The 24,042-nt window shown below is 63.4% G+C and carries 27 protein-coding genes and 1 tRNA gene; 11 read left to right on the top strand and 17 right to left on the bottom strand.

What is annotated here, in order from left to right; genetic code table 11:
* Position 1 precedes the first annotated feature (1 nt).
* Complete coding sequence (locus AC2FL1_RS05655; RefSeq protein ID WP_496876255.1) at positions 2-1,252, bottom strand: Zn-dependent hydrolase; 1,251 nt, start codon at positions 1,250-1,252, stop codon at positions 2-4.
* Positions 1,253-1,415: 163 nt separating this feature from the next.
* Here AC2FL1_RS05655 and AC2FL1_RS05660 point away from each other — a divergent pair, with 163 nt between their 5' ends.
* On the top strand, positions 1,416-2,033 hold the full coding sequence (locus AC2FL1_RS05660; protein ID WP_234136529.1) for a TetR/AcrR family transcriptional regulator: 618 nt from the start codon (positions 1,416-1,418) through the stop codon (positions 2,031-2,033).
* On the opposite strand, the gene AC2FL1_RS05665 is transcribed toward AC2FL1_RS05660, so the two are convergent.
* The 5 genes from AC2FL1_RS05665 to AC2FL1_RS05685 form a co-directional block, all read right to left on the bottom strand.
* The gene (locus tag AC2FL1_RS05665) at positions 2,014-3,291 is read right to left on the bottom strand and encodes an MFS transporter (protein WP_496876256.1); all 1,278 of its coding nucleotides are present in this window, start codon (positions 3,289-3,291) and stop codon (positions 2,014-2,016) included. The genes AC2FL1_RS05660 and AC2FL1_RS05665 overlap by 20 nt on opposite strands.
* A 106-nt stretch (positions 3,292-3,397) precedes the next feature.
* Complete coding sequence (locus AC2FL1_RS05670; RefSeq protein WP_496876257.1) at positions 3,398-3,613, bottom strand: hypothetical protein; 216 nt, start codon at positions 3,611-3,613, stop codon at positions 3,398-3,400.
* Between the two features lie 81 nt (positions 3,614-3,694).
* Positions 3,695-4,999: an NAD-dependent dihydropyrimidine dehydrogenase subunit PreA gene (gene preA, locus AC2FL1_RS05675; protein ID WP_496876258.1), complete on the bottom strand. Its 1,305-nt coding sequence runs from the start codon at positions 4,997-4,999 to the stop codon at positions 3,695-3,697.
* A 42-nt stretch (positions 5,000-5,041) separates the two neighbouring features.
* On the bottom strand, positions 5,042-6,376 hold the full coding sequence (locus AC2FL1_RS05680; protein ID WP_496876259.1) for an NAD(P)-dependent oxidoreductase: 1,335 nt from the start codon (positions 6,374-6,376) through the stop codon (positions 5,042-5,044).
* Positions 6,377-6,555: 179 nt separating this feature from the next.
* Entirely contained in the window at positions 6,556-7,188 is a 633-nt protein-coding gene (locus AC2FL1_RS05685; RefSeq protein WP_496876260.1) for a cupin domain-containing protein, read from the bottom strand.
* A 315-nt stretch (positions 7,189-7,503) separates the two neighbouring features.
* Here AC2FL1_RS05685 and nbaC point away from each other — a divergent pair, with 315 nt between their 5' ends.
* The 4 genes from nbaC to AC2FL1_RS05705 all read left to right on the top strand — a co-directional run bounded on the left by nbaC (position 7,504) and on the right by AC2FL1_RS05705 (position 10,945).
* Entirely contained in the window at positions 7,504-8,046 is a 543-nt protein-coding gene (gene nbaC, locus AC2FL1_RS05690; protein WP_496824308.1) for a 3-hydroxyanthranilate 3,4-dioxygenase, read from the top strand.
* Positions 8,047-8,096: 50 nt separating this feature from the next.
* Entirely contained in the window at positions 8,097-9,080 is a 984-nt protein-coding gene (locus tag AC2FL1_RS05695; protein WP_234136523.1) for a TRAP transporter substrate-binding protein, read from the top strand.
* Between the two features lie 66 nt (positions 9,081-9,146).
* Complete coding sequence (locus tag AC2FL1_RS05700; RefSeq protein ID WP_496824010.1) at positions 9,147-9,689, top strand: TRAP transporter small permease; 543 nt, start codon at positions 9,147-9,149, stop codon at positions 9,687-9,689.
* Positions 9,686-10,945, top strand: a complete 1,260-nt coding sequence (locus AC2FL1_RS05705; protein ID WP_496824011.1) for a TRAP transporter large permease — start codon at positions 9,686-9,688, stop codon at positions 10,943-10,945. Before AC2FL1_RS05700 ends, AC2FL1_RS05705 begins: the two co-directional genes overlap by 4 nt.
* A gap of 25 nt (positions 10,946-10,970) precedes the next feature.
* Here the strand turns inward: AC2FL1_RS05705 and AC2FL1_RS05710 are convergent, their stop codons facing one another.
* Positions 10,971-11,543, bottom strand: a complete 573-nt coding sequence (locus AC2FL1_RS05710) for a hypothetical protein (RefSeq protein WP_496824012.1) — start codon at positions 11,541-11,543, stop codon at positions 10,971-10,973.
* Positions 11,544-11,661: 118 nt separating this feature from the next.
* Here AC2FL1_RS05710 and AC2FL1_RS05715 point away from each other — a divergent pair, with 118 nt between their 5' ends.
* Positions 11,662-12,678 carry a GT-B fold glycosyltransferase domain-containing protein gene (locus tag AC2FL1_RS05715; protein WP_496876261.1) on the top strand — a complete coding sequence of 339 codons (1,017 nt, stop codon included), beginning with the start codon at positions 11,662-11,664 and terminating at the stop codon, positions 12,676-12,678.
* A 56-nt stretch (positions 12,679-12,734) separates the two neighbouring features.
* Here the strand turns inward: AC2FL1_RS05715 and AC2FL1_RS05720 are convergent.
* A tRNA-His gene (locus AC2FL1_RS05720) sits at positions 12,735-12,811 on the bottom strand.
* 46 nt (positions 12,812-12,857) lie between these two features.
* Positions 12,858-13,340 (bottom strand): GNAT family N-acetyltransferase, encoded by a 483-nt coding sequence (locus AC2FL1_RS05725; protein WP_496876262.1) that lies wholly within the window; start codon positions 13,338-13,340, stop codon positions 12,858-12,860.
* Between the two features lie 78 nt (positions 13,341-13,418).
* Here AC2FL1_RS05725 and AC2FL1_RS05730 point away from each other — a divergent pair, with 78 nt between their 5' ends.
* Entirely contained in the window at positions 13,419-13,610 is a 192-nt protein-coding gene (locus tag AC2FL1_RS05730) for a DUF6324 family protein (protein ID WP_234136517.1), read from the top strand.
* A gap of 76 nt (positions 13,611-13,686) precedes the next feature.
* Here AC2FL1_RS05730 and AC2FL1_RS05735 read toward each other — a convergent pair whose 3' ends face one another.
* Both AC2FL1_RS05735 and AC2FL1_RS05740 read right to left on the bottom strand, forming a co-directional pair.
* Positions 13,687-14,133: an MmcB family DNA repair protein gene (locus AC2FL1_RS05735; protein ID WP_496876263.1), complete on the bottom strand. Its 447-nt coding sequence runs from the start codon at positions 14,131-14,133 to the stop codon at positions 13,687-13,689.
* 279 nt (positions 14,134-14,412) lie between these two features.
* Positions 14,413-14,718 carry a hypothetical protein gene (locus AC2FL1_RS05740; protein WP_496876264.1) on the bottom strand — a complete coding sequence of 102 codons (306 nt, stop codon included), beginning with the start codon at positions 14,716-14,718 and terminating at the stop codon, positions 14,413-14,415.
* 96 nt (positions 14,719-14,814) lie between these two features.
* Between AC2FL1_RS05740 and AC2FL1_RS05745 the strand changes: the two genes are divergently transcribed.
* Positions 14,815-15,591, top strand: coding sequence for a response regulator transcription factor (locus AC2FL1_RS05745; protein ID WP_496876265.1), 777 nt, complete (start codon positions 14,815-14,817; stop codon positions 15,589-15,591).
* 174 nt (positions 15,592-15,765) lie between these two features.
* On the opposite strand, the gene nusB is transcribed toward AC2FL1_RS05745, so the two are convergent.
* The 6 genes from nusB to AC2FL1_RS05775 form a co-directional block, all read right to left on the bottom strand.
* Positions 15,766-16,248, bottom strand: coding sequence for a transcription antitermination factor NusB (gene nusB / locus AC2FL1_RS05750; protein ID WP_234220053.1), 483 nt, complete (start codon positions 16,246-16,248; stop codon positions 15,766-15,768).
* Complete coding sequence (locus AC2FL1_RS05755) at positions 16,245-16,796, bottom strand: 6,7-dimethyl-8-ribityllumazine synthase (RefSeq protein ID WP_496876266.1); 552 nt, start codon at positions 16,794-16,796, stop codon at positions 16,245-16,247. Before AC2FL1_RS05755 ends, nusB begins: the two co-directional genes overlap by 4 nt.
* A gap of 1 nt (position 16,797) precedes the next feature.
* Positions 16,798-17,919: a 3,4-dihydroxy-2-butanone-4-phosphate synthase gene (gene ribB, locus AC2FL1_RS05760; protein ID WP_496876267.1), complete on the bottom strand. Its 1,122-nt coding sequence runs from the start codon at positions 17,917-17,919 to the stop codon at positions 16,798-16,800.
* A 198-nt stretch (positions 17,920-18,117) separates the two neighbouring features.
* Positions 18,118-18,690 (bottom strand): hypothetical protein, encoded by a 573-nt coding sequence (locus AC2FL1_RS05765; RefSeq protein WP_496876268.1) that lies wholly within the window; start codon positions 18,688-18,690, stop codon positions 18,118-18,120.
* Between the two features lie 3 nt (positions 18,691-18,693).
* Positions 18,694-19,281 carry a riboflavin synthase gene (locus AC2FL1_RS05770; protein WP_496876269.1) on the bottom strand — a complete coding sequence of 196 codons (588 nt, stop codon included), beginning with the start codon at positions 19,279-19,281 and terminating at the stop codon, positions 18,694-18,696.
* Positions 19,282-19,295: 14 nt separating this feature from the next.
* Complete coding sequence (locus AC2FL1_RS05775; RefSeq protein WP_496876270.1) at positions 19,296-19,439, bottom strand: hypothetical protein; 144 nt, start codon at positions 19,437-19,439, stop codon at positions 19,296-19,298.
* A gap of 13 nt (positions 19,440-19,452) precedes the next feature.
* On the opposite strand from AC2FL1_RS05775, the gene AC2FL1_RS05780 reads away from it, so the two are divergent.
* From AC2FL1_RS05780 to AC2FL1_RS05790, 3 genes are all read left to right on the top strand, one after another.
* A complete protein-coding gene (locus AC2FL1_RS05780) occupies positions 19,453-20,745 on the top strand; it encodes a capsule polysaccharide biogenesis protein (RefSeq protein ID WP_496876271.1) in 1,293 nt (430 codons plus the stop codon).
* A gap of 95 nt (positions 20,746-20,840) precedes the next feature.
* Complete coding sequence (locus tag AC2FL1_RS05785) at positions 20,841-21,974, top strand: polysaccharide biosynthesis/export family protein (protein ID WP_496824032.1); 1,134 nt, start codon at positions 20,841-20,843, stop codon at positions 21,972-21,974.
* 3 nt (positions 21,975-21,977) lie between these two features.
* Positions 21,978-23,981, top strand: a complete 2,004-nt coding sequence (locus AC2FL1_RS05790) for a capsule polysaccharide biogenesis protein (RefSeq protein ID WP_496876272.1) — start codon at positions 21,978-21,980, stop codon at positions 23,979-23,981.
* The last annotated feature ends 61 nt before the right edge of the window (positions 23,982-24,042 follow it).

The following is a 24,042-nucleotide window of genomic DNA, read 5'->3' on the forward strand; positions in this document are numbered from 1 at the left end:
ATCACTCCACGATTTCCGCCGTCTCCACCACCGCATGGAACAGCACATCCGTACCAGCGGCGGCCCAGTCCTTCGATATCTCTTCGGCCTCGTTGTGGCTCAGTCCGTCGACACATGGGCACATCACCATAGCCGTCGGCGCCACCCGGTTAATCCAGCAGGCATCGTGGCCCGCGCCCGAGATGATGTTCATATGGCTGTATCCCAGGCGCTCGGCCGCGTTGCGGATGGCCGAGACACAGCCTTCGTCAAAGGCCACCGGGTCGAAGCCGCCCACTTTTTCAAAGGCGATCTCCAGCCCCATATCATCGGCGATCTTCTGGCCCTCAACGCGCAGCCGCGCCTCCATATCCTCGATCACCGACAATTCGGGGCTGCGGAAATCCACCGTGAACACCACCCTGCCCGGGATCACGTTGCGCGAGTTCGGGTAAACGTCGATATGGCCCGCCGCCCCCACAGCATGGGGCGCATGGCTGAGCGCGATCTCGTCCACCTTTTCCAGCACCCGCGCCATGCCCAGCCCGGCATTGCGCCGCATCGGCATCGGGGTTGAGCCGGTATGCGCGTCCTTGCCGGTGATCGTGACCTGGGTCCAGCTCAGCCCTTGGCCATGGGTAACAACGCCGATATCCTTGCCCTCGGCCTCCAGGATCGGCCCTTGTTCGATATGCAACTCGAAAAACGCGTGCATCTTGCGCGCGCCCACCTCTTCCTCGCCACGCCAGCCGATCCGCGACAGCTCGTCACCAAAGCTCTTGCCCTCGGCATCGGTGCGCGCATAGGCCCAGTCCTGCGTATGCATGCCCGCAAAGACGCCGGAACTCAGCATCGCGGGGGCAAAGCGCGTGCCCTCTTCGTTGGTCCAGTTGGTGGCGACGATGGGGTGTTTGGTGCGGATGCCCAGATCGTTCAGGGTGCGGATCACCTCCAGCCCGGCCAGAACCCCCAGCACCCCGTCATACTTGCCACCCGTGGGCTGGGTATCCAGATGCGAGCCCACATAGACCGGCAGCGCGTCCGGGTCGGTGCCCGCGCGCATGGCGAACATGTTGCCCATCTGGTCAAGCCCCATGGAACAGCCCGCAGCCTCGCACCATTTCTGGAACAGCACGCGGCCTTCGCCATCCTCATCCGTCAGGGTCTGGCGGTTATTGCCACCCGCCACGCCGGGGCCGATCTTGGCCATCTCCATCAGACTGTCCCACAACCTGTCACCGTTGATTCTGAGATTCTGTGCCGGAGCCGCCATACCTGTTCCCCTGTTGCTTGCTTTGCGTTCTTGCTGGCCTAGCTATTTGACCAACTGGTCAAACTCACGCTATCACGGGTTTGACACCAGTCAAGAAATAGCCGAGTTCCCCTGCAAGATTCCGTCACTTCGACGGGCAAGCGAAGGAAAAAAGCAGCAGATCATGCCTCAGGACCGCGCGCCGACCCGTATCCAGAAAAAAAACCGTGCCGCCATCCTGGACGCCGCTCTGAACGTTTTTTCGGCGCATGGCTTCCGCGGCGCAACGGTGGATCAGATCGCCGCTGAGGCAGGATTGAGCAAGCCCAACCTGCTCTACTATTTCCCGTCGAAAGAAGCGATGCACGAGGCGCTGCTGGCCGAGTTGCTGGATACCTGGCTGGATCCGCTGCGCGCGCTCGATGATCAGGGCGAGCCCCTGACCGAGCTTTTGGCATATGTCCACCGCAAACTGGAGATGAGCCGCGATTACCCCCGCGAAAGCCGCCTGTTCGCCAACGAGATCGTACAAGGCGCCCCGCGCATCTATCAGGCCCTGAGCGAGGATCTGAAGGCGCTGGTCGATGACAAGGTGGCCCTGCTCGAAGCCTGGATGGCGGCGGGTCGGATCGCCCGCGTCCATCCCTATCACCTGCTGTTCTCGATCTGGTCACTGACGCAGCATTACGCGGATTTCGACGTGCAGGTGCGCGCGGTTCTGGGCAATGAGGACCCGTTCGACGGCGCCGATGTGTTCCTCGATACGCTCTACCGGCGACTGCTCAGCCCGCGTCCGGAGTAATCTCAGTTTTCTCAGTCTCGACCTCATCGGACTCACCGCTTGCCAGCGCCGCGGTTTCAGGCGTGGTGGCGCGGGCGGCAGGCGCTGGAACAAAGCTCGATTTGTCGGCCTCGTCCACCGGGGCGCGCAACAGGATCCGCAGGCCCGAGAACAGGATCAGCAGCACATGCGCGGCCGCCGAGGTCATGAACAGACCGGTGCCACCCAGGGTCTCCATTCCGACCCCTGCCAGCAAGGGCCCCAGGATCGATCCAACCCCGTATAGCATCAACAGCCCGCCGCTGACCTGAATCGCCTGATCCGCGGCGGCGTGATCGTTGGCATGGGCAATGATGATCGGATACATGGCATAGATCGCCGCGCCGAAAAGAGAGGCCAGCACGAGGTTCAACATCCGTGTTTCCGGCGACAGCGCGATAAAGACCATATCGACCGCCAGCGCCAGGACCGCGACAGCGATCAGCACCGCGCGCCGGTCCAGCCGGTCCGACAACCAGCCGATGGGGATCTGCGACACCGCGCCCGCCAGCACCGGAAGGCTGGCAAACAGCGCCACCGTCGTAAGCGCCAGTCCGATCCCATCGGCATAGACCGCCGACAGCGTGCCAAAGGCGCTATTCGACACGCCGACACACAGCACCCCGATCACCGCGACGGGAGAGTTGCGCCAGACCGCCATCAGGTCGAGCCGGACACTGACCAGCGGTTTTGGCACCGCCTTGGACGACATCGCCGTCGGCATCAGCGCCAGGCAGTAAAAGATCGCGGGCAGGACGAAGAACAGAAAGCCCGACGTATCGCCCATCGTCAGCACCAGTTGCCCGGCGGTCGAGGCACCCAGGTTCACCATGGTGTATAGGCCAAAGATGCGACCGCGCGTGCTCGGCTCGGCCCGCTCGCTCAGCCAGCTTTCGACGATCATCGCCGCGCCCGCAAAGCAGAAGCCCGACATGGCGCGCAGCGGAATCCAGGTCCAGGGCGTCAGCAGCAGCAGCGAAAGCAGCACGGCAACGGCGGCAAATCCGGACATTACGCTGAATGCGCGCACATGGCCGACCTTGCCCACCAGCCGGGGCGTATAGAAACAGCCCGCGACATAGCCAAAAGCCCAACCAGTCCCCAGAAGACCCAGCGCCGAGGCACTAAACCCTTCCTGCGCGCCCCGGATCGGCAGAATCAGGCTGTTCATGCCACCTGCGAAAAGCAGCAAGGCAGAGCCAAGCAACAAGGCACTTACGGGAAGAAGCTGACGTACCATTTGGACCTGCAGACTGAACACATCCTTGTCCCGGAGTATCCGTGCGGCGGCTTGGAGACAAGGCAAGGCCTTGGGAGGCGTTAAGACTTTCTCTACCAAAATCTGGTCAGATGAGTCGATGCAGGCCCCGCCTCACCCCGTTCAGGCCCGTCGCTGGCTGGATCAGATTTTTTCCACACGCGCCGTGCAACGCGGCGCGGTCGTCCGACGATCCGTCGCCTGGGTCGACCGTGAGGTCGGGAAAGAGCGGTTTCTGACCGAAATGCGCCGCCGCAACTTTCACGTGATCGAAACGGCGGATCAGTTCGTCGTGGTCTGCCACAACGGACCGATCCGCCTTCTTTTCTGAGAAAATTCGTCGAATTTTCTCAAGCAGAGATTTTTCGGCGAAAAATCTCGGTCCTCACTCTGCGGCCCGTGCCATAGGGTTGTTGGGATGCGTGGTCCAGTTGGCATAATCGGCCTGCACCACCTTTCCGGTACGCGGGTCGGTTTCGCCCGGCTGCATCGGCACCATCGAGATGCACCCCTCGATCGGGCAGACATCGACGCAGAGGTTGCAGGCGACGCATTCGTCATCCATCACCTCGAACACCCGGTCCTCTGACATGGAAATCGCCTGGTGCGAGGTATCCTCGCAGGCCGCATAGCAGCGCCCGCATTTGATGCACTGATCCTGATCGATTTTCGCCTTGGCGATGTAGTTCAGGTTCAGGTACTGCCAATCGGTCACGTTGGGCACCGCGCGCCCGACGAAATCGCTGACGCTGGTGTATCCCTTCTCATCCATCCACTGGCTGAGGCCGGATTTCATCTCTTCCACCACGCGGAAGCCATAGGTCATCGCCGCGGTGCAGACCTGAACGGTGCCACAACCCAGGCTCATGAACTCGGCCGCGTCACGCCAGGTGGTCACCCCGCCGATGCCGCTGATCGGCAGTCCCTGCGTTTCTGCGTCGCGCGAGATCTCGGCCACCATGTTCATCGCAATCGGTTTCACCGCCGGGCCGCAATAGCCGCCATGACTGCCCTTGCCGTCAATCGAGGGTTCTGGGCTGAAATTGTCCAGGTTCACCGACGTGATGGAACTGATTGTATTGATGAGAGAAACCGCATCCGCACCGCCGTTTTTCGCAGCCCGTGCCGGATAACGGATATCGGTGATATTGGGAGTCAGCTTCACGATCACCGGCTTGTCGTAATGGGTCTTGCACCAGCGCGTGACCATCTCGATATATTCGGGAACCTGGCCCACCGCCGCGCCCATGCCACGCTCGCTCATCCCATGCGGGCAGCCGAAATTGAGCTCGATACCATCGGCCCCGGTTTCGGCCACCCGCGGGAGGATCGCTTTCCATTCCGCTTCCTCGCAGGGCACCATGATCGACACGATCACGGCGCGGTCTGGATAATCCGCCTTGACCCGCGCGATCTCTTCCAGGTTGGTTTCCAGCGGACGGTCGGTGATCAACTCGATGTTATTGAGGCCCAGCAGACGCCGGTCGGCGCCATAAATGGCGCCGTAGCGCGGGCCATTCACGTTCACCACAGGCGGCCCTTCGGAGCCGAGTGTCTTCCACACGACACCGCCCCAACCGGCCTCAAAGGCCCGGCGGACATTGTATTCTTTGTCGGTCGGCGGCGCCGAGGCCAGCCAGAACGGGTTCGGGCTTTCAATGCCCAGAAAGTTTGTCTTCAAATCAGCCATTTATACGGCCTCCCTGATGTGCTTTCGCATCCTTTTTCAGTGTCACGCGCTCAACTGGGCGTGGATGTCCATGGCGGCGTCACGACCCTCGGCTACGGCGGTCACCGTCAGATCCTCGCCGCCGCTGGCGCAATCGCCGCCCGCCCAGACCCCGGGAACCGAGGTGCGGCCCGCCTCGTCGACCTTGATCTTGCGCCCCTCAAGTTCCAGCCCTTCCGGCGCGCCTTCCAGCGTCTGGCCGATGGCCTTGAACACCTGATCAGCAGCCAGGCGCACGGTCTCGCCCGTGCCTGTCACCGAACCGCCCGCGCTGGTGGTGTATTCCAGCTCGATCTCGACCGCCGCGCCATTGCCATGCACGGCAACCGGCATCACGTTGAACATCAGTCTGACCCCCTTGGAGGCGGCCAGATCCTGTTCGAAGCCGCTGGCCCCCATCTCGGCGCGAGAGCGGCGATAGGCGACGGTGACGTTCTCGGCGCCCAGCAGCTTTGACTGTACGGCGGCGTCGATCGCGGTCATGCCGCCGCCGATCACCACCACGTTGCGCCCAACCGGCAGTGCCGACAGGTCGCCCGCCTGGCGCAGCTCGGCGATGAAATCGACCGCATCGCGGACGCCCTCCTTGTCCTCGCCCGCCGCGCGCAGGGCGTTCACCCCGGCAAGGCCAATGGACAGGAATACCGCGTCATAGTCTGCGCGCAGCGCATCGAGCGTGAGGCCCTGCCCCAGGGCCGAGCCCTGCTCAACCGTGATGCCGCCGATTTGCAGCAGCCAGTCCACCTCTGCCCCGGCAAAGCCACCGGTCGCCTTGTAGGCCGCGATACCGAATTCGTTCAGCCCGCCGGCCTTGGGCCGCGCTTCGTGGATGATCACGTCATGGCCCAGCATCGCCAGACGATGCGCGCAGGCCAGACCCGCAGGCCCCGCCCCGACAACCGCCACGCGCGTGCCGGTGGAGGCCGCGCGGGTAAAGGGATGCACGCCGCGCGCCATCAGCGTGTCGGTGGCATAGCGTTGCAGCCGCCCGATCTCGACCGGCTTGCCCTCGGCCGCCTCACGCACGCAGGCTTCTTCGCACAGTGTCTCGGTGGGACAGACCCGGGCGCACATGCCGCCCAGGATATTCTGCTCCAGAATGGTGCGTGCCGCTGCCTCGGGGTGGCCGGTCTGGATCTGCCGGATGAACAGTGGAATGTCGATCTCGGTCGGACAGGCCGTCTGACACGGCGCGTCATAGCAGAAATAGCAACGATCCGCAGCCACCGCCGCCTCGTGCGGCGCATAGGCCGGATGCAGATCGTCGAAATTCGCGGCAAGTTCGTCGCTGGAAAGCCGCCCGGCGACAATGCCGGGAGCCATCTGGCCCTGTGCCATCGTTCTTCTCCCTGAAGATATGTTCGTTATTGAGGTCAGCTTGCCACATCCAGAAATTTTATCAACTGGTAAAATTTATCTTTCGGTCAAAAATGAAGAACCCGGACGAAATCGCCCGGGCCCACAAGGCTGGGTGCAAGAATTTTCGGCGAAAATTCTTGCCGCCTGCCGCAAGGATGTCAGACCATTCCGGCGAGATGACCGGATTTCACCCAGACACGCGTGCCTTCGGCGCCGACGATCAGTTCCAGCCGCGCGCCCGGTGGCAGGCGCAGCCAGTCCCAGCGCGAAAAGGAGTCCCCGCCCTCCTGAAACCCGCCCTCCAGCACGAAGACCTCGATCCCGCCGGGGAGATCGCGCGTCACCTTCGCACCCGCCGCCCAGCTTTCCAGCCGCACCTCTTCATGCGCATCCGAAAACAGGGTCTCGTCGCTCTTTCCGGTGATCGAACGGCGCACCTCTGTGCGGTCGGCTGGGTCGAACTGGTGCAGCTTGACCAGGATGGTCGCCCCAGGTTCGGTCGCGGGCGTATGGGACGAGGTCGGCGGGTTGCGCACATAAGAGCCAACCGGAAAATCGCCCAACTCATCCTGAAACACACCGTCCAAAACCAGGTATTCCTCGCCTCCGTCATGGGTATGGGCGGCAAAGGCGCTGCCCGGCGCGAAGCGGACAATGGTGGTGGCCCGTGCCACTTCGGCCCCGATCCGGTCCAGCATCTTGCGTTCGACACCGGGCGCGGGCGACGGGACCCAGTCTGTCTGGTCGAAATGCACCGCTGCGCGTTGGCTGAAGTCCGCATTGATCCGCATGGGTTATCTCCTGCTTGCTCTGTCGCCCTTCGATCTGGCGCGCTGCGAGGACCAAGAAAGCATGTTCACGCAGAGGTGATCAACCGCCCTGACCCTCGACCGCGGTCAAGACACTTGACAGGGGCTATTCCTTTAACCTTAAAATTTCATGCATGAAGGAAGTTCGTCAGCACCCATGGTTCGCAAAGCCGGTTCCCGCGCTGCTATCGCGATTTTCGATAGCGGCATTCGGACAAATTCCTTGTCTTGCAGCCCCGCCCCGCCCGACGCTGAAACAAGCCCGCGATGGCAAGCACCGGTAAGGAGGAACACGTGATGGCCCGGCTGAGCGCCTTCAATTTCCAGAAATGGATCGACGAACACAAGCATCTGCTGAAACCGCCCGTCGGCAACCAGCAGATCTGGGAGGATGCGGATCTGATGGTGACCGTGGTCGGCGGCCCCAACAAACGCACCGACTATCATGACGACCCGGTCGAGGAGTTCTTCTACCAGCTCAAGGGCGACATGGTGCTAAAACTTTATGACGGCGGCGAATTCTATGACGTTCCGATCCGCGAGGGCGACATTTTCCTGTTGCCGCCGCACGTGCGCCATTCGCCCCAGCGCCCGCAAGAAGGCTCGATTGGTCTCGTGATCGAACCCAAACGCCCCGAAGGCGCCCATGACGCCATCGAATGGTATTGTTTCGGCTGCGGCAGCCTGGTGCACCGGGCCGAGCTGTTGCTGGAAAGCATCGTGCGCGATCTGCCGCCGGTCTATCAGGCCTTTTATGCCGACGAACAGGCGCGCACCTGCCCCAATTGCGGCGAGGTTCATCCGGGCAAGGAACCACCAGAGGGTTGGGTGAAACTGTAAACCGCGTTTAGACTGGCAAAAAACAACGATTCCAACAGGGAGAGAACCACATGACAATCAGCTTCAAGGGACTGGCCCGGGGGGTTGCCTGTGCCGCGCTGGTACTGGCGGCGCTGCCGGCGGCGGCCAAGGAATTTCGCCTGGGCCTGATCACCCCGCCACCCCATACCTGGACCAAGGCCGCCGAGGCCTTTGGCGCCGAATTGTCCGAGAAATCGGGCGGTGCGCATTCGGTCTCGGTCTTCCCCGCCCGCCAGCTGGGCAACGAGGCGCAGATGCTGCAACAGTTGCAGACCGGGGCGCTGGACATGGCCTTCATGACCGTGGCCGAAGTGTCGAACCGGGTGCCCAACATGGGGGCGTTTTATGCGCCATATCTGGCCAAGGACATCAACCACGCCTCGGCCATCCTGCGCTCGGATACCGCGCGCGGCATGCTGGCGGTGCTGCCGCAAGAGGCGGGCGTGGTCGGTGTCGGCTATGGCAGCGCCGGGATGCGCCAGATCCTGAGCCGGGGCGCGGTGAATTCCGCGGCCGATCTGTCCGGGCTCAAGCTGCGGATCACGCCGTTCGATCCGATCCTCGATTTCTACAACGCGCTGGGGGCCGCACCCACGCCGATGCCGCTGCCGGCGGTCTATGACGCGCTGGCCAATGGCCAGGTGGATGCGATCGACATGGATGTCGAGCTGATCAACGTGTTGAAATATCATGAACATGCCGACACGCTCTTGATCTCGAACCACATGATGTTCCCGATGGTCGGGCTGATTTCGGCCCGCGTCTATGCCGGGCTGAGCGATGCGGACAAGGCGATGATCTCGGAACTGATGGCCAAGCATGTGGACAGCACATTGGACGTTTACATGGCCAAAGAGCCGGAATGGACCGATGCGCTGACCAAGGTGGGCAAGACCTTCAAGCGGGTCGATCAGGACTTCTTCGGCGATGCCATCGCGCAGTGGGAGACGATCTGGGCGGACAAGGCCCCATCCTTGCCCGAACTGCGCAAGACCGCTGCGGACCTGCAATAATCCCAGAAAACCCCGCGTCGGGCCGGCCCTGTGCCGGCCCGTTTCGCGACATTTGAAGGCAGGCATATGCTGTATCGGGCATCGCATCTCTGGGCCAGGGTCGAACTGGTCTGCGCCGCCGCGCTGGCGGCGTCGGTCACCGGGCTCATACTGCTCAACGTGGTGACCCGCGCTGCGGGCAACGCCATATATTGGGTGGATGAGGCGGCAATCTATGCCATGGTCTGGATGACCTTTCTGGCCGCATCCGCCGCGATCCATTTCCGCAGCGCCATCGCCGTTACCCTGGTGAACGAGATGCTGGACGGGCACGGCGCGCGCATGCTTGAGCGGGTGGTCGATCTGGTTCTTTTCGTCTTTGCCTGCCTGATGGTCTGGATTTGCCTGCGCTGGTTCATGCCGCTGGAACTGATGCGGGCGGGCTGGGACGTGAAGGCGTTTCAGGGCCAAACCTTCAACTTCATCTATGCCGAACCCACCAACACGCTGGGCCTGCCCAAGGTCTGGGTCTGGTTGGTGATGCCATTGTTTACCCTTGGGGCCCTGCTGCATTCGGCGGCCAATCTGTTTTATCCGGGCCGACACCCCGAGGCGGAGGCCGCGCAATGACCCCGATCCTTTTCCTTGTGCTGCTCTTTGCCTCGGTCCCCATCGCGCTGGTGCTGGCGCTGACCGCGCTCTGGTACATCTATGACAGCGGCAACCTGGTTCTGTATGACAGTTTCGCCCAGCAGATGTTTGCCGGGGTCGAAAACTACGGGCTGCTTGCCATTCCGCTGTTCATCCTGACCGGAGAGCTGATGAACGAAGGCGGCATGACCCAGCGCCTGGTGCGCGCCGCCCGTGTCTTTGTTGGCGGGTTTCGGGGCGGGCTGGCCTATATCAACCTGCTTGCCAACATGTTCATGGCTGCCATCATCGGTTCGGCCGCCAGCCAGATCGCGGTGATGAGCCGGGCCATGGTGCCCGCGATGAAGGAAGAGGGCTATGACCCCGGTTTCGCCGCCGCCACCACCGCCGCCGGCGGGCTGCTGGCACCGGTCATTCCGCCCTCGATGCTGTTCGTGATCTATGGCGTGCTGGCGCAATTGCCGATCGGGGATCTGTTCATCGCGGGCATCATTCCCGGCCTGATCATGGCGGGCTCGTTCTTTGTGGTGGTGGCGCTGATCGGGCTCAGCCAACAGTTTCCCAAGGGCGACTGGATGACCATGCCGCAGGCCTTGCGCGCCCTGCGCGACGCCCTGCCCGCCTTTCTGATCCCGCTGGCCATTGTCGGCGGCATCCTTTTCGGCATCGCCACCCCCACCGAAAGCGCCGCCGTCGCCTCGCTCATCGCCTTTGGCGTGGGCTGGCTGGTCTATCGCGAGATCCATATCCGCGATCTGGGCGCCATGTTCGCGCGCACCGCCACCAATTCCTCGCTGGTGATCTTCATGATCGCGGCGGCCAATGTGTTCGGCTGGGTGGTGATCTACGAGGAACTGCCGCAGAAGCTGGCGGCGTTTCTGTCCACCGTCACCTCGGACCCGTTCACCTTTCTACTGATCGTCAACCTGTGCCTGCTCTTTGTAGGCATGCTGATCGACGGCATCGCGGCACTGATCCTGATCACGCCGATCCTGCTGCCGATCGCGATGAACAGCTATGGCATCAGCCCCTATCAATTCGGGGTGGTGATCAGCCTGAACCTGGTGCTGGGCCTGCTGACGCCGCCGGTAGGCGTGGGTCTCTATATCGCCTCGGCCATGTCAGGGGTGCGCCCCTTTACCATCTTCACCGCGCTTTGGCCGTTCCTGCTGGCGGTGGCGGTGGTGCTGGTGATGCTGAGCTATTTCCCCATCCTGAGCACCGCGCTGATTTGACCACCCTCGATAGCGGCATGACCCGTCAGGGCATCAGCACCTGTGCACGCGCGAAACTGGCACTGTCGGCGCTCAGATCGTCATAGATCAGTTCGACATCAATTTGCGCCACCGAACCCGCAGGGAAACTGCGGAATGGCAGCCCATCGCTGTCGATGATCGCATTGGGCGCGGCGGTTTCGGCATGACAGGGCGGCAGGGGCCAGATCTCGGGCGCGGCCCCGTTGATCGAGACCGACATCTGCGCCAGCCCGCAGCGCCAGGACCACAGATGCGTGACATAGAGCAGGTCCTGCCCGTCATAGTCGCGCAGCGCCACCCAGTTGCCGCGCGTGGCATTCAGGATCGGCTTCACTTCGGTCGCGGTGGTGAACTTGCCGCTGGGCACCTGCGGCTCGGCCACCAGTTGGGGCGCGGGCGACAGAAAGGCCGGCGTCGCGGGGGCCTCGGCTGTTGGTTCGGGCTTCAGGAACGCAGGGGCCGCAGGCGCGTCGGCAGGGGCCGTAACAGCGGCGCTTTCGGTTGGCGTCGGCGCCTTGCCCTCATCCTGGGACGACTGCGCCGCGCCGGCGATGAGGAAAAGCAGAATATCGAGCATCTGGAACGGGCCTTTCAAAATCAGTTGGCGGGAAATCCGGGCTTTTGGCGCCCGGCCCCTGCCCCTATACTACGTCAAAACAGGGGCGCCGCATCACCAAATCCGGCGGCGGGCAGAGATGACAAAACAACAGGTCGCGAAAACGACGGAGCGCAGACCCTTTAACATCGTGGTGGTGGGTCAGAACAACCGCCTGCAATACGAGGCAGTGCTGTTCGCCGCCTCGCTACGCCATTCGTCACCCGATTTTGACGGCCGCCTGTTCGTCGCCCACCCGCAGCCCGGCCCGAAATGGGACGAGGACCCAAGCATCCAGAGCGACGAGTTGCGCGCCGCGCTCGACATGCTGGGGGCCGAGCTTTTGCCGTTTGACAACAAGGTTTTCGGCCAGACCTATCCGCATGGCAACAAGATCGAGGCGCTGCTGGCCCTGCCCGAGGGTGAACCTTTTGTCTTTTTCGACACCGATACGCTGATCACCGGCGACCTGATGTCGGTGCCCTTCGACTTCAGCCGCCCCACCGCCTCGCTCAAACGCGAGGGCACCTGGCCGCAGCCCACTCTCTATGGTCCCGGCTATACCGAGATCTGGCGGGCGCTTTACACCAGGTTTGGGCTGGATTTCGAAAGCTCGCTGGATTTCGATCAGCCAGACGAATACTGGCGGCGCTATCTCTATTTCAACGCCGGTTTCTTCTATTATGAATGCCCCCACAAGTTCGGGCACCGGTTCCTGACCTATGCCCGCTCGATCCGCGATACACCACTGACCGAACTGGTCTGCCAAAGCCTCAATCCTTGGCTCGACCAGGTGGCGCTACCGCTGGTAATCCATTCGTTTGGCGGCGGGCGCGACAGCCTGCCCGAGGGGCTGCTGGACGGAACCGTCAGCTGCCACTATCGCCTGTTCCCGCTGCTCTACGCGCGCGAGACCGATTGGGTGGTCGAGGTGCTGGAAGAGGTCTGCGCGCCCAACAAGATCAAGAAAGTGCTGAAGAATTACGAACCGCTCAAAAAAATGGTCTATCAGGGCAAGGGGGAAAAGATCCGCGAGATGTTCGACCGCGAGAACCTGCCGCACAAGGAACAGGCAATCCGCAACCGGATCAAATCCAAGGGGCTGTGGCTGCGTTGAAACGCGGCAGGGGTGCCAGACTGCGCGCCATCATGCGATATGGGGGAAGCCGTTTATGGTACCGCCTCCCTGGCTTGAACAGGGGACCTCTGGATCCACAATCCAGCGCTCTAACCAACTGAGCTAAGGCGGCACCGTGAGGGGCGATGTACCCAACCGGGTTGCGGATTGCAAGAGGGTCAGAGTGTAATTTTCCAGCTTTGTTCGACCAGGTCGACGCCAAAGGAATGGACCGGTTTGCTGTCGACTAACTGCCAACCGGTGGCCGCGTAAAGGGCACAGGCGGCGCGGTGGCTTTCATGGGTCCAAAGCTGCATTTGCACATAACCCTTGCTGCGTGCAAAGCCCATGCAAGTGTCGATCAGACGCCGGCCCAGGCCCCGCCCGCGCGCCTCGGGCACCAGCAGGAACAGGCGCAGCTTGGCGGTACTCTCGTCCAGCCGGACACAGAAGATGCTGCCCAGCCGCTGACCATCCGCCTCGGCGATCCAACCTTGTTCGCGATCGGGGTCGTGATTGGCGATGAAATCGTCGAGGATGCGCGCAACCAGCGGCCCGAAACTGTCATCGAACCCCTCGTCCTGCGCATAGAGCGTGCCATGCCGCTCGACCAACCAGGGGGCGTCTTCAGGGCGAAAGGGGCGCAGGGTGATCGTGTCCATGGGATATCAGACCCCGGAACCGGCTTGATTCTCAACCCGGCCCGGTCTAGTCCGGCAGCAGTTTTCCCGGAGGACGAGATGGGCATCAATACCGAACGCGATATCGAGGCGAATCTTCAGATCGGCCCGACCGATGCCGGGATGGTGCGGCTCTTTGTCGAGGCGCACGGAGTCGAGGTGCCGATGGATTTCGATCCCGAGGAGGCCGAGGAAATCGCGGATGAAATCCGCGCCGCCGCACAGGCCGCCCGCCTGATGTCCAAACGCTGAGGCGGCGCCGGAAAACGACACGTTTTCCGGGCCGTTTTCCGGTGCGGAAAACGGCGCTGGCCGCTCTCGACGCGCTTCATTCGAAAATCCCGTGGCCCTCGGGGTCGCGCAGCGCCTGCAGGCGCCGTGCCGCATGGGTGGCGAATTTCTGGATCAGCACCTTACGCCGGGCCGGGGCGAGCTTTTGCTCGGGCGCCATCCGCACGATCTCTGCATCATAGGCATCGGCAATCAGCAGCCCGCTTTCCGCAGGCAGCAATTCGGCCGGAAATTCCACATCCACCGCCCAGAAATAGCGGTCGCACCACTCCAGATAACCCTGCCATTTCGAATCCGCCTGGAAATCGGCGCGACTCGACTTGCATTCGACCACCCAGATCTCGCCCTTGGGGCCCAGCCCCATCACATCGACACGCAGCCCGCGGGCAGGCACGAATTCTTCGACCGAGACGAATCCATGCGCCCTGAGGTGTCGTGAGACGCCACGCGCCAGCCGCTGTCCGGGTTGAAAATCCAGTTTCATGGGATACATGGTGAACAATAGGTGAACAAAATACAAGCCCGTTCCCGTCATCTGCCCCCTTGCGGGCAGTAGCAGCGCGCCCTACCTATGGGGACGGCGGGTTCTGCCCTTCTCGTGACAGGTAGCATTCCGGTGGCCTTAAACATTTCCGAGGGGGCTGGCTCTGTTCAGGTCCTGGCCTGATTACCTGGCGCCCACCTGTATATACAGGTCCTCGGGAATCGAACCGCACGGTCGACACTTGGTGGTTCCCGCCGCACACCACCCGATGACCCGGGATCAGCCCCGCTGTGCGGGCGCTTCCTGCCGGACCGGAACCGGGCGCAGGTCAGACACCTTGCTGCCACCGCGCGGCGGCGCATCATCCTCGGCCAGGCTCATGATCTTCCAGGCGAATTGCACTCCGGCAAAGACGATCCCGTTCATGAACCACAACATGAACACGGCAAGTAGCGCCGCATCGGACCGAGTGATCAACCCACGGAGTCCGGCGATATCGAGCCACATGAGACCCGCGATGAACACCGCCGAGATCGCAAAACCAACCAGAACCTGGGTGACGTAGAGACGGATCAGGCGAGGCATGGTCTTACTCCTTGTTGTTTCTTCTCATCTTAGCGCAGAATGATCTGAAAGGCAGGGTATCCCAGCGGATCTGCGACAATATATGCCGGAGACGGAATGCGAAATCTAACCGAGTTTGCGCTCGATCTGTTGGAAAGCCTCTCACACATCTTCGACGACGACGCCCGCTGGGAGCACACGGTTGCCCGTCTGAACGCCTTTGGTTTCAAGGCGCTCAACATGGGGCAGTTCACTCCAAAAACCGGGATCCTGCACTGGGCGCACAGTTCGATGGCGCCGGACTGGCTGAAAACCTATGCCGAGGGCGGCTATTCGGATGCCGATCTGGTACTGGCCCAGACCGTCCAGGGACCGGAAAGCCTCTATATCGATTCGGGCCGCCGCTTGCAGGAGAGCAACTCGACCACCGCCACGGCGCTTTATTCGGGGTTGGTCGAACATGGGTACCGACATGTCTTTAGCCTGGTGGTGCCCTGCCCCGGCAATCTGGCCATGCTTGTGGCGCTGTTTACCGATCACCCCGAAGCCGGGGCCTGGATGACCGAACAGGCCACGGGAATGCGTATCCTGGCCACCGTGATCGGCACCAATCTGGGTCCAGGAACCGACCGGGGCTTGCGCCCCGGACAGGACCTGACCCCGATTCTGGGCACGACCGCGCCCCTGTCGCGCCGTGAAAGCGAGGTGCTGCATTTGCTGGCCGACGGCCTGCGCAACGAACAGATCGCCGACGCGATGAAGATCAGCGAGATCACCGTGCGCATGCACCTGAAATCGGCCCGCGACAAGCTGCGCGCACCCACGCGCGAGGCGGCGCTGGTTCGTGCGGTGCAGATGGGACTGCTGACCAATCCCCCCTATCGGAACAGATAGGTATCCACCGCCGGGTCCGTAAGCTAGCGTTCACGGGCCGGGTATCAGTCGTGAGTGGTGGCCCCGGTGAATTTTATCCAAATATTTCAATATGCGGCGGCGGTGTAGTCCCTTGGACAACCCGCCGCCGGTTTGCCTGCTCTTCGCGCCGCCAACACAAGGCGACAAGGCGCTTCAGAACGCCTCGGGACGCGCCTCGCGCGCCATGTGATCCAGCACCGCGTTCACGAAACTGGTCTCACGCCCCTCGGGAAAAAACGCGCGCGCGATATCGACGAATTCGGTGATCACCACCTTGGGCGGTGTGTCGTTCTGGCTCAACTCGGCCCCCGCGGCGCGAAACAATGCACGCAGCGTCGGGTCGATCCGCGCGATCGGCCATTTCGCCACCAGCGCGCGGTCGGTCATCTGATCGATAAGCGCCTGATTGTTGACAGCTTCGCCCACCAGCGCGCGAAACAGCTTCGTATCCCCTTCGGCCAGTTCGTCACCCTCGTAGACGGCGCCGAAACGGTGGTCGAGAAACTCGGACACGACGGATTCGACCGTCTGGCCCGAATGCTCCATCTGGAACAGCGCCTGCACGGCATAAAGCCGCGCGGCGGATTTCATCTGGCGTTTCCGGTTGACCGGTTTGGGGGTGTCGCTCTGGCTCATGCGGTGCGGGATCCGTTCTTGTCCTCGGCGAGAAGAATGTCCTCCGCCTTGGGGCGGAAACCCACATCCTTTCTCGAAGCGCCCCACTTACGTCCGAGCGCGATCAGATGCAAGGCCGCAGCAGCCGCGCCGCCACCCTTGTTCATCGCCGCCGGATCGGCACGCACCTCGGCCTGGGGGCGGTTCTCGACCGTGAGGATGCCGTTGCCGATGCACAGGCCCTGAAGCCCCATCAGCTGGATCGCGCGGCTGCTGTCGTTGCAGACGGTGTCGTAATGGGTGGTCTCGCCCCGGATCACGCAGCCAAGCGCCACGTAGCCGTCGAAATTGCTCTGCCGGTCGGCCATGGCGATGGCGGTGGGCACCTCAAGCGCGCCGGGCACCTCGACCAGCTCCCAGCTGCCGCCCACCGCCTCGATCTCGGCCTTGGCGCCGGCGACCAGATTGTCGGCGATGTCCTTGTAATAGGGCGCCACCACGATCAGCAGTTTCACCGGCTTGTCGAATTCGGGGCGCGGCAGGGTGTAATGGGTCTCGTGTCCGGCCATGTCAGGCGTCCTTCAGAATGGGGCGGGTGCCGACGATGGTCAGGCCATAGGCGTCGAGCCCGAGATACTTGGTTTGCGGCGAGTCGGTAAGCAGAACCAACTCGTGCAGGCCCATCTTGGACAGGATCTGGGCGCCCAGACCGGTCTGCTTGATGGTGCGCACGCCGTCCTCGTCGCTGGCATAAAGCGCGTTGCGCGGCTGGCGGAACAGGCAGACGACGCCGCGCCCTTCGGCGGCGATCTTCTCCATCGCGCGGGGCAGTTCCTGCGTCGGCTTGGGGCCGAGGCCCAGCACATCGGACGCCTCGTGCAGCGCATGGGTGCGGGTCAGCACCGGTTCGGGGGTCGAGATGTCGCCCTTGACCAGCACCACATGTTCGATGCCGTGGGTCTGGTCGGTAAAGATGCGCATCTCCCACGCGCCACCATATTCCGAGGTGACGGTGCTGCGGGATGTTTCGTCCACCAGATTGTCGTTGCGGGCACGATAGGAGATCAGGTCGCTGATGGTGCCGATCTTCATTCCGTGCCGCTCGGCGAAATCGACCAGGTCCGGCAGGCGGGCCATGGTGCCGTCTTCCTTCATGATCTCGCAGATCACGCCCGAAGGGTTCAGCCCGGCCAGACGCGAGATATCCACCGCCGCCTCGGTATGACCGGCGCGCACCAGCACCCCGCCCCGCTTGGCCCTGAGCGGGAAGATATGGCCGGGTGTGGCCAGGCTTGCCATGGTGTTCTGTTCGTTGATCGCGGTGGCGACCGTCAGCGCCCGATCGGCGGCGGAAATGCCGGTCGAAACCCCCTCGCGCGCCTCGATCGAGACGGTAAAGGCGGTCTCGTGCCGCGAAGAGTTGTTGACCGCCATCATCGGCAGGCCCAGACGGTCGATCCGGTCAGCGGTCATCGGCAGGCAGATCAGCCCGCGCCCATGGGTCGCCATGAAATTGATCGCGGCGGCATCGGCAAACTCGGCGGCGATGCACAGATCACCCTCGTTCTCGCGGTCCTCGTGATCGACCAGGATATACATCCGACCGTTGCGCGCCTCGTCGATGATCTCTTCGATCGGGCTGATCGCGTCGCGCAGGCGGGCCTCGACGGGTCCGGGCGTCTCAAAGCTCATGGGGCGGCCTTTCAGCTGTCTTGTCTGCCAGCGCAGATAGACCACCACGCGCGCGAATGCCAGTGCACAAACGGCAGGCAAGGTGCGGGACGCGGCGTTCAGGCCTGGCTGCGGGGGGTGGATTGGGGGCGCTGCCCCCGTCGCCTGTGGCGCCTCCCCCGGAGTATTTTTGGCGAAATGAAGGGGAGAAGGTCGGCGCTAACCCAGCTGATGGGCGAAATACTCGGCCGAGGGCAGGTATCCGGCCGCGCGCCCGGCTGCGGCCCAGTCAGCCTCGAGAGGGGCGTCGCCGATGACCAGCACGCCCGCGGCGGGCAGGCGCTGACTGTGGATCAGTCCCTGCACCCGTTCGCGCACCTGCGCCCAGCTATCGGAAAGATGCGGCGCGCGGTCGGCGGCGGCCAGTACGTGGTTGACCGCTAGCACCGCCTGTGGCGTGGCGGGCGGATGCACCAGGGTCAGGCGCGTGGCGCTTTTCACCTGTTCGATCTGGCGCGCTTCGGGCGCGGCAATCTCGCCGCCCGAGCCAAAGATACGCAGCGCGTTCGACGAGAACAGTAGGCCCAGGATATCCTGTCCGGAATGTTGCCGTACCTTTGCGTAGGTGCGGTAGGTCATACCCAGTTCAGCGGCGCGGTGCATGCGCATCCGCAAAACCAGCATCGGGATCGCCTCGGGCATCAGCGCCTTTTGCGCCTGCCGCCAGGCATGGGTGCGCCATAGGCGCCCGCTCTCTATCGAGGGTCCGCGGTTATGCCCGATCCCGGCCATCGCTCAGAGCGCCTCGGCCAGCCGCGCGACGTAGCGCGCCAGCATGTCGATTTCCAGGTTGACCCGATCCCCCACCGCAACACCGCCCCAAGTGGTGGCCTCTTTGGTATGGGGGATGAAGTTGATGCCGAATTCGGCCCCCTCGACCGCATTCACGGTCAGCGAGGTGCCGTTCAAAGCCACAGACCCCTTGGGCGCGATGAAACGAGCCAATTCAGCGGGTGCGCGCAGGGTGACGCGGGTGCTGTCGCCCTCGTCGGCGATGGCCACCACCTCGGCCACCCCGTCCACATGGCCCGACACGATATGGCCGCCCAGCTCGTCGCCGACCTTGAGCGCGCGTTCGAGGTTCAGCCGCTTGCCAACCGTCCAACCGCCCAGATTGGTCTTGGACACGGTCTCGGCGCTGATCTCGACATCGTACCAGTCCTCTCCCAGCGCGATCACGGTCAGGCAGACCCCGTCGCTGGCGATCGAGGCGCCGATGTCGATGCCCCCGGTATCGTATCCGGTGCGGATGCGCGCACGCAGATCTCCGCGCTGTTCCAGCTCGACCACGGTGCCGATATCGGTGACGATGCCCGTAAACATGGTTCTTACCCTTGCTATGCCATTCCTGAACCGGGGTAGCGCCCCGCCGGGCGCACGGCAAGCCCCCGCTTGCGCCGCTGCCCCGCCCGGGTCATAGTTTCGCCCGATTGGCCGGTCAGGATGGTGGCCATGCCCAAGATCCGGGCGGCGTTAACCATGAAAGGCGCAGGTATGCCCCAACCGACCCAGACCAGGCGGGTCTTTCTGTTCCTTCAGGGGCCGCATGGGCCCTTCTTCCACGCGCTTGGCCGCATGCTGCGCGCGGCGGGAGCCGAAGTCTGGCGCGTGGGGTTCAACGCGGGCGACCGTGCGTTCTGGTTCCATCCGCCAAGCTTCATTCCCTACAAGGGCGCGCATGAGGACTGGCCGCAAGCGTTCGAGGAGTTGCTGGAGCGCAAGGGCGTCACCGATATTGTCCTCTACGGCGATACCAGGCCCATCCATGCCAACGCGGTCACGGCGGCCCGGGCGCGCGGTCTGGGCATACATGTGTTCGAGGAAGGCTATCTGCGGCCCTATTGGGTCACCTATGAGCGCGAGGGCTCGAACGGCAATTCACGCCTGATGCAAATGACGCTGGAGGACATGCGGGCGGCGTTGGCGCTGTCGGATCTGGAAACGCCGCTGCCGCCTTCGCATTGGGGCGACATGCGCCAGCATATCTTCTATGGCGCGCTCTATCACTGGTTCGTCATGTTCACCAATCAAGGCTATCGCCGGTTCAAGCCGCATCGCGACCTGCCGGTAACAAAAGAATTTCAGCTTTACCTGCAAAGGCTGCTGCTGATGCCTGTGCTGGCGGTCGAGCGGATGCTGGCCACCGCGCGGATCCGCAATGGCGGTTTCCCCTATCACCTGGCCCTGTTGCAGCTGGAACACGACAGCTCGTTCCAGCAACACTCGCCCTTTTCCACGATGACCGATTTTCTGGAAGAGATCTTTGACGGCTTTGCCCGCGGCGCCCCCCGGCACCACCATCTTGTCGTCAAGGCGCATCCGCTGGAGAACGGTCGGGTGCCGCTCAGGCGCGAGGTGCGGCGACTGGCCCGCCAGCATGGGCTGGCCGGTCGGGTCCACTACGTGCGTGGCGGCAAGCTGGCTCAGCTCTTGAACGATGCGCGCAGCGCGGTCACGGTGAACTCCACCGCCGGCCAGCAGGTGTTGTGGCGCGGTATCCCACTCAAGGTGTTCGGCCGCGCGGTGTATGACAAACCCGAATTCGTCTCGACCCAGCCCGCAACCGAGTTCTTTGCCGCCGCCAACCGGCCCGACGCCCGCGCCTACAAGGAGTATCGCCGCTATCTGCTGGAAACCAGCCAGTTGCCGGGCGGCTTCTATTCGCGCAAGGGTCGGCGCCAGTTGCTGCGACAGGTCGTCGACATGATGCTGTCACCGGAAGATCCCTATGACGCGTTGAAATCAGGCAAAGCGGCACCTCGGCAACAGTTGCGTCTGGTGAACTGAAACCAGATGCAGCCGGGACTGGATTTTTCATCCGGATTCCGATAGTTTGACAAAAAAACTGAGGCAGAAACATATAAGGTCGAGGAGACCGAGCAGTGAAACTGATCCCCGTCCGCTGGGCGAAGCCCGTTCTTGTGCTGGCTGCGATGTCTGTCGCGGCCTCATGTTCGTTGCCGAAAGTCGGCCCCAACAAGCGGGAAATCTTCGCCGGATCCGTTCAGAAGGAGGGCGACGCCTTTATCGTCGCCGTCAATGACCGCGTCACCCGTGCCACCGCCGTCGTGCCGGCGCTGGGCTTTTCGGATTCGTTCAAAAATGCATCCCCCCTCACCTCGGACACGATCAGGCCCGGTGACGTGCTGGGCCTGACCGTCTGGGAAAACGTCGATGACGGGCTGCTGGCCAACGAGGCCACCAATGCCACCATCCTTGACGAAGTGCAGGTGGACAGCGCCGGTTTCATCTTTGTGCCCTATGCCGGGCGTCTGCGTGCCTCGGGCAATACGCCCGACCAGCTGCGCGAGATCATAACCTCCAAGCTCGAAGAGCAGACCCCCGATCCGCAGGTGCAGGTGCGCCGCCTGGCCGGTGACGGCTCGACCGTGTCGCTGACCGGCGCGGTGGGCGGTCAGGGCATCTATCCGATCGAACGCCCCACCCGCACCCTATCGACCATGCTGGCCCAGGCTGGCGGCGTGACCATCCAGCCCGATATCGCCGAGGTGACCGTGATCCGCGGCAACCAGCAGGGCAAGGTCTGGTATCAGGATCTGTTCAATCATCCCGAGCTGGACATCGCCCTGCGTGGCGGCGACCGCATCCTGGTCGAAGAGGATACCCGCTCGTTCACCGCGTTGGGAGCCACCAACACCCAGGCGCGCGTGCCGTTCGAAACACAGGACCTGTCGGCGCTTGAGGCGATCGCCCAGGTCGGCGGCCTGATCTCGGCGGCCTCGGATCCGACCGGCGTCTTTGTCTTCCGCAACGAACCGGCCGAGATCGCCGGCCAGGTGCTGGGCCGTGACGACCTGCAAGGCGCGCAGCGCATGGTCTATGTGTTGAACCTGACCGAGCCGAATGGCCTGTTCACCGCCCGTGATTTCGTGATCCGGGACGAGGATACGCTCTATGTCACCGAGGCGCCTTATGCCCAGTGGACCAAGACCATCTCGCTCATCTCCGGCGGCCTGACCCCGCTGGCCAACCTGCAGACGATCGCTGGCGGCTGACGCATGTCGCCCAGTGGCAAGAACCGGGCAGCCGGGGGCGAGCGCTCTCGGCTGTTCGTTTATAACGGCGGCTTTCTGACCCAGCGCCGCCTGCGCCGGATCCTGTCGCTGGCCGGATACGACATCCGGCTCGGCCTGCCGGGTGACGGCGACCCGGTTGGCATCTGGGGCAAAAGCCCGACCGCCCATCGCGGGCTTGCCGTGGCCGCACGCCGCTCGGCCCCTCTGCTCCGGGTCGAGGACGCCTTTCTGCGCTCGCTCTTTCCCGGCCGCGCGGGTGAGCCACCCCTGGGCTTGCTGCTCGACCGGGCGGGCGTGCATTTCGACCCCACAACGCCCAGCGATCTGGAACAGATTCTGGCAACCCACCCACTAGACGATACCGCGCTGCTCAACCGGGCACGTGACGCCATGGTGCGCATCCGCGAAAGCCACCTGAGCAAGTATTCCGCCACCGATCCGGACATGACACCGCCCGAACCGGGCTATGTGCTGGTGGTCGACCAGACCCGAGGCGACGCCTCGGTCACCGCCAGCAAGGGCACCGATGCGCTGTTTCGCGAGATGCTGGTCTTTGCGCAAGAGGAACATCCCGGTGCAAGGGTGCTGATCAAGACCCACCCCGAAACCGCCGCCGGATTCCGCCCCGGTTATTACGGTGACAGCGATGCCACTGCGCGGGTCAGCCTTTTTGATGCGCCCGTCAGCCCCTGGGCGCTGCTCGAAGGCGCGGTGGGAGTCTATACGCTGTCTTCGCAACTGGGGTTCGAGGCGATCCTGGCCGGGCACAAACCCCGCGTCTTTGGCCAACCCTTTTACGCGGGCTGGGGGCTGACGCTGGACGAACACCCGGTGCCCCGCCGCGAGCGCCGCCTGACCCGGGCGCAGCTCTTTGCCGCCGCGATGATCCTCTATCCCACCTGGTACGATCCGTTTCGCGACCGGCTGTGCGAGCTTGAAACCGTGCTCGACACGCTCGAGGCGCAGACCCGTGCCTGGCGGCAGGACCGCGCCGGCTGGACCGCTGGCGGGATGCGACTGTGGAAGCGCAAGCCGTTGAAACAAATGTTCGGGCAATACGGCAAGGTCAGTTTCACCGACAGCCCTACCCCAAGCGACCCCCGCCCGCATATGGTCTGGGCCGCCCGCGCCTCCGGTGTCAACGAGATCACTCGGGTCGAGGACGGGTTCCTGCGCTCTCGCGGGCTGGGCGCAGAGCTGGTCCCCCCCCTGTCACTGATCACGGATGAAAGCGGCATCTACTACAATCCGACCCGGCCCAGCGATCTGGAAACGCTGATCGCCCGCCGCGCGACCCTGCGCAACGATCAACGTCAAAGGGCCGAGACGCTGGTCCGCACGCTGACCACGGCGCGCATCAGCAAATACAATCTCGGCGGCACCCTGCCTGATCTGCCCCCCGGCCACCGCATCCTGGTGCCCGGCCAGGTCGAGGACGATGCCTCGATCCTGACCGGCACCGGCGAGATACGCAGCAATCTCGAGTTGTTGCGGGCCACCCGCGCCGCCAATCCCCAGGCGGTGATCGTCTACAAGCCACACCCGGATGTCGAGGCGGGGCTGCGTGTCGGCGGCATCGAGCCCGGAGAGCTGGCCGACGTGGTCGCAACCAAAGCCGACCCGATGCAGCTTCTGGATCAGGTGAACGAGGTCTGGACCCTGACCTCGCTCTTGGGGTTCGAGGCGCTTCTGCGCGGCCTGCCGGTGACCACTCTGGGGGCGCCGTTCTACGCCGGCTGGGGACTCACGCGCGACCTGGGTCCAGTGCCGGCCCGGCGTCAGGCCCGGCCAGACCTGGCCGGTCTCGTCCATGCCGCGCTGATCGACTATCCGCGCTACTGGGATCCGCGTACTGGCCAGCCTTGCCCGGTCGAGGTCGCCGCCCAACGCCTCGCCTCGGGCGCCATCCCCCATCCCGGCGCCGCCAACCGGCTGCTGTCAAAGCTGCAAGGTCTGCTGGCCACCCATGCCCATCTGTGGCGTTGAGATCCGCATCACCTGCGCCCGTGACAAATTCGGAGATGAGTATTTACAACCAGAAAGAAGC

It is taken from the genome of Ruegeria sp. YKSF070, from assembly GCF_059612725.1.

Excerpts from the sequence above, each read along its gene's own strand:
- nbaC (WP_496824308.1), top strand. The coding sequence starts at position 7,504 with ATGGCCCGGCTGAGCGCCTTCAATTTCCAGAAATGGATCGACGAACAC.
- AC2FL1_RS05655 (WP_496876255.1), bottom strand. The coding sequence starts at position 1,252 with ATGGCGGCTCCGGCACAGAATCTCAGAATCAACGGTGACAGGTTGTGG.
- ribB (WP_496876267.1), bottom strand. The coding sequence starts at position 17,919 with ATGAGCTTTGAGACGCCCGGACCCGTCGAGGCCCGCCTGCGCGACGCG.
- AC2FL1_RS05735 (WP_496876263.1), bottom strand. The coding sequence starts at position 14,133 with ATGAAACTGGATTTTCAACCCGGACAGCGGCTGGCGCGTGGCGTCTCA.
- AC2FL1_RS05770 (WP_496876269.1), bottom strand. The coding sequence starts at position 19,281 with ATGTTTACGGGCATCGTCACCGATATCGGCACCGTGGTCGAGCTGGAA.
- AC2FL1_RS05700 (WP_496824010.1), top strand. The coding sequence starts at position 9,147 with ATGCTGTATCGGGCATCGCATCTCTGGGCCAGGGTCGAACTGGTCTGC.
- AC2FL1_RS05730 (WP_234136517.1), top strand. The coding sequence starts at position 13,419 with ATGGGCATCAATACCGAACGCGATATCGAGGCGAATCTTCAGATCGGC.
- AC2FL1_RS05685 (WP_496876260.1), bottom strand. The coding sequence starts at position 7,188 with ATGCGGATCAATGCGGACTTCAGCCAACGCGCAGCGGTGCATTTCGAC.
- AC2FL1_RS05740 (WP_496876264.1), bottom strand. The coding sequence starts at position 14,718 with ATGCCTCGCCTGATCCGTCTCTACGTCACCCAGGTTCTGGTTGGTTTT.
- AC2FL1_RS05705 (WP_496824011.1), top strand. The coding sequence starts at position 9,686 with ATGACCCCGATCCTTTTCCTTGTGCTGCTCTTTGCCTCGGTCCCCATC.
- AC2FL1_RS05725 (WP_496876262.1), bottom strand. The coding sequence starts at position 13,340 with ATGGACACGATCACCCTGCGCCCCTTTCGCCCTGAAGACGCCCCCTGG.
- AC2FL1_RS05710 (WP_496824012.1), bottom strand. The coding sequence starts at position 11,543 with ATGCTCGATATTCTGCTTTTCCTCATCGCCGGCGCGGCGCAGTCGTCC.
- preA (WP_496876258.1), bottom strand. The coding sequence starts at position 4,999 with ATGGCTGATTTGAAGACAAACTTTCTGGGCATTGAAAGCCCGAACCCG.
- AC2FL1_RS05780 (WP_496876271.1), top strand. The coding sequence starts at position 19,453 with ATGCCCCAACCGACCCAGACCAGGCGGGTCTTTCTGTTCCTTCAGGGG.
- AC2FL1_RS05660 (WP_234136529.1), top strand. The coding sequence starts at position 1,416 with ATGCCTCAGGACCGCGCGCCGACCCGTATCCAGAAAAAAAACCGTGCC.
- nusB (WP_234220053.1), bottom strand. The coding sequence starts at position 16,248 with ATGAGCCAGAGCGACACCCCCAAACCGGTCAACCGGAAACGCCAGATG.
- AC2FL1_RS05775 (WP_496876270.1), bottom strand. The coding sequence starts at position 19,439 with ATGGTTAACGCCGCCCGGATCTTGGGCATGGCCACCATCCTGACCGGC.
- AC2FL1_RS05755 (WP_496876266.1), bottom strand. The coding sequence starts at position 16,796 with ATGGCCGGACACGAGACCCATTACACCCTGCCGCGCCCCGAATTCGAC.
- AC2FL1_RS05695 (WP_234136523.1), top strand. The coding sequence starts at position 8,097 with ATGACAATCAGCTTCAAGGGACTGGCCCGGGGGGTTGCCTGTGCCGCG.
- AC2FL1_RS05680 (WP_496876259.1), bottom strand. The coding sequence starts at position 6,376 with ATGGCACAGGGCCAGATGGCTCCCGGCATTGTCGCCGGGCGGCTTTCC.
- AC2FL1_RS05745 (WP_496876265.1), top strand. The coding sequence starts at position 14,815 with ATGCGAAATCTAACCGAGTTTGCGCTCGATCTGTTGGAAAGCCTCTCA.
- AC2FL1_RS05790 (WP_496876272.1), top strand. The coding sequence starts at position 21,978 with ATGTCGCCCAGTGGCAAGAACCGGGCAGCCGGGGGCGAGCGCTCTCGG.
- AC2FL1_RS05665 (WP_496876256.1), bottom strand. The coding sequence starts at position 3,291 with ATGGTACGTCAGCTTCTTCCCGTAAGTGCCTTGTTGCTTGGCTCTGCC.
- AC2FL1_RS05765 (WP_496876268.1), bottom strand. The coding sequence starts at position 18,690 with ATGGCCGGGATCGGGCATAACCGCGGACCCTCGATAGAGAGCGGGCGC.
- AC2FL1_RS05715 (WP_496876261.1), top strand. The coding sequence starts at position 11,662 with ATGACAAAACAACAGGTCGCGAAAACGACGGAGCGCAGACCCTTTAAC.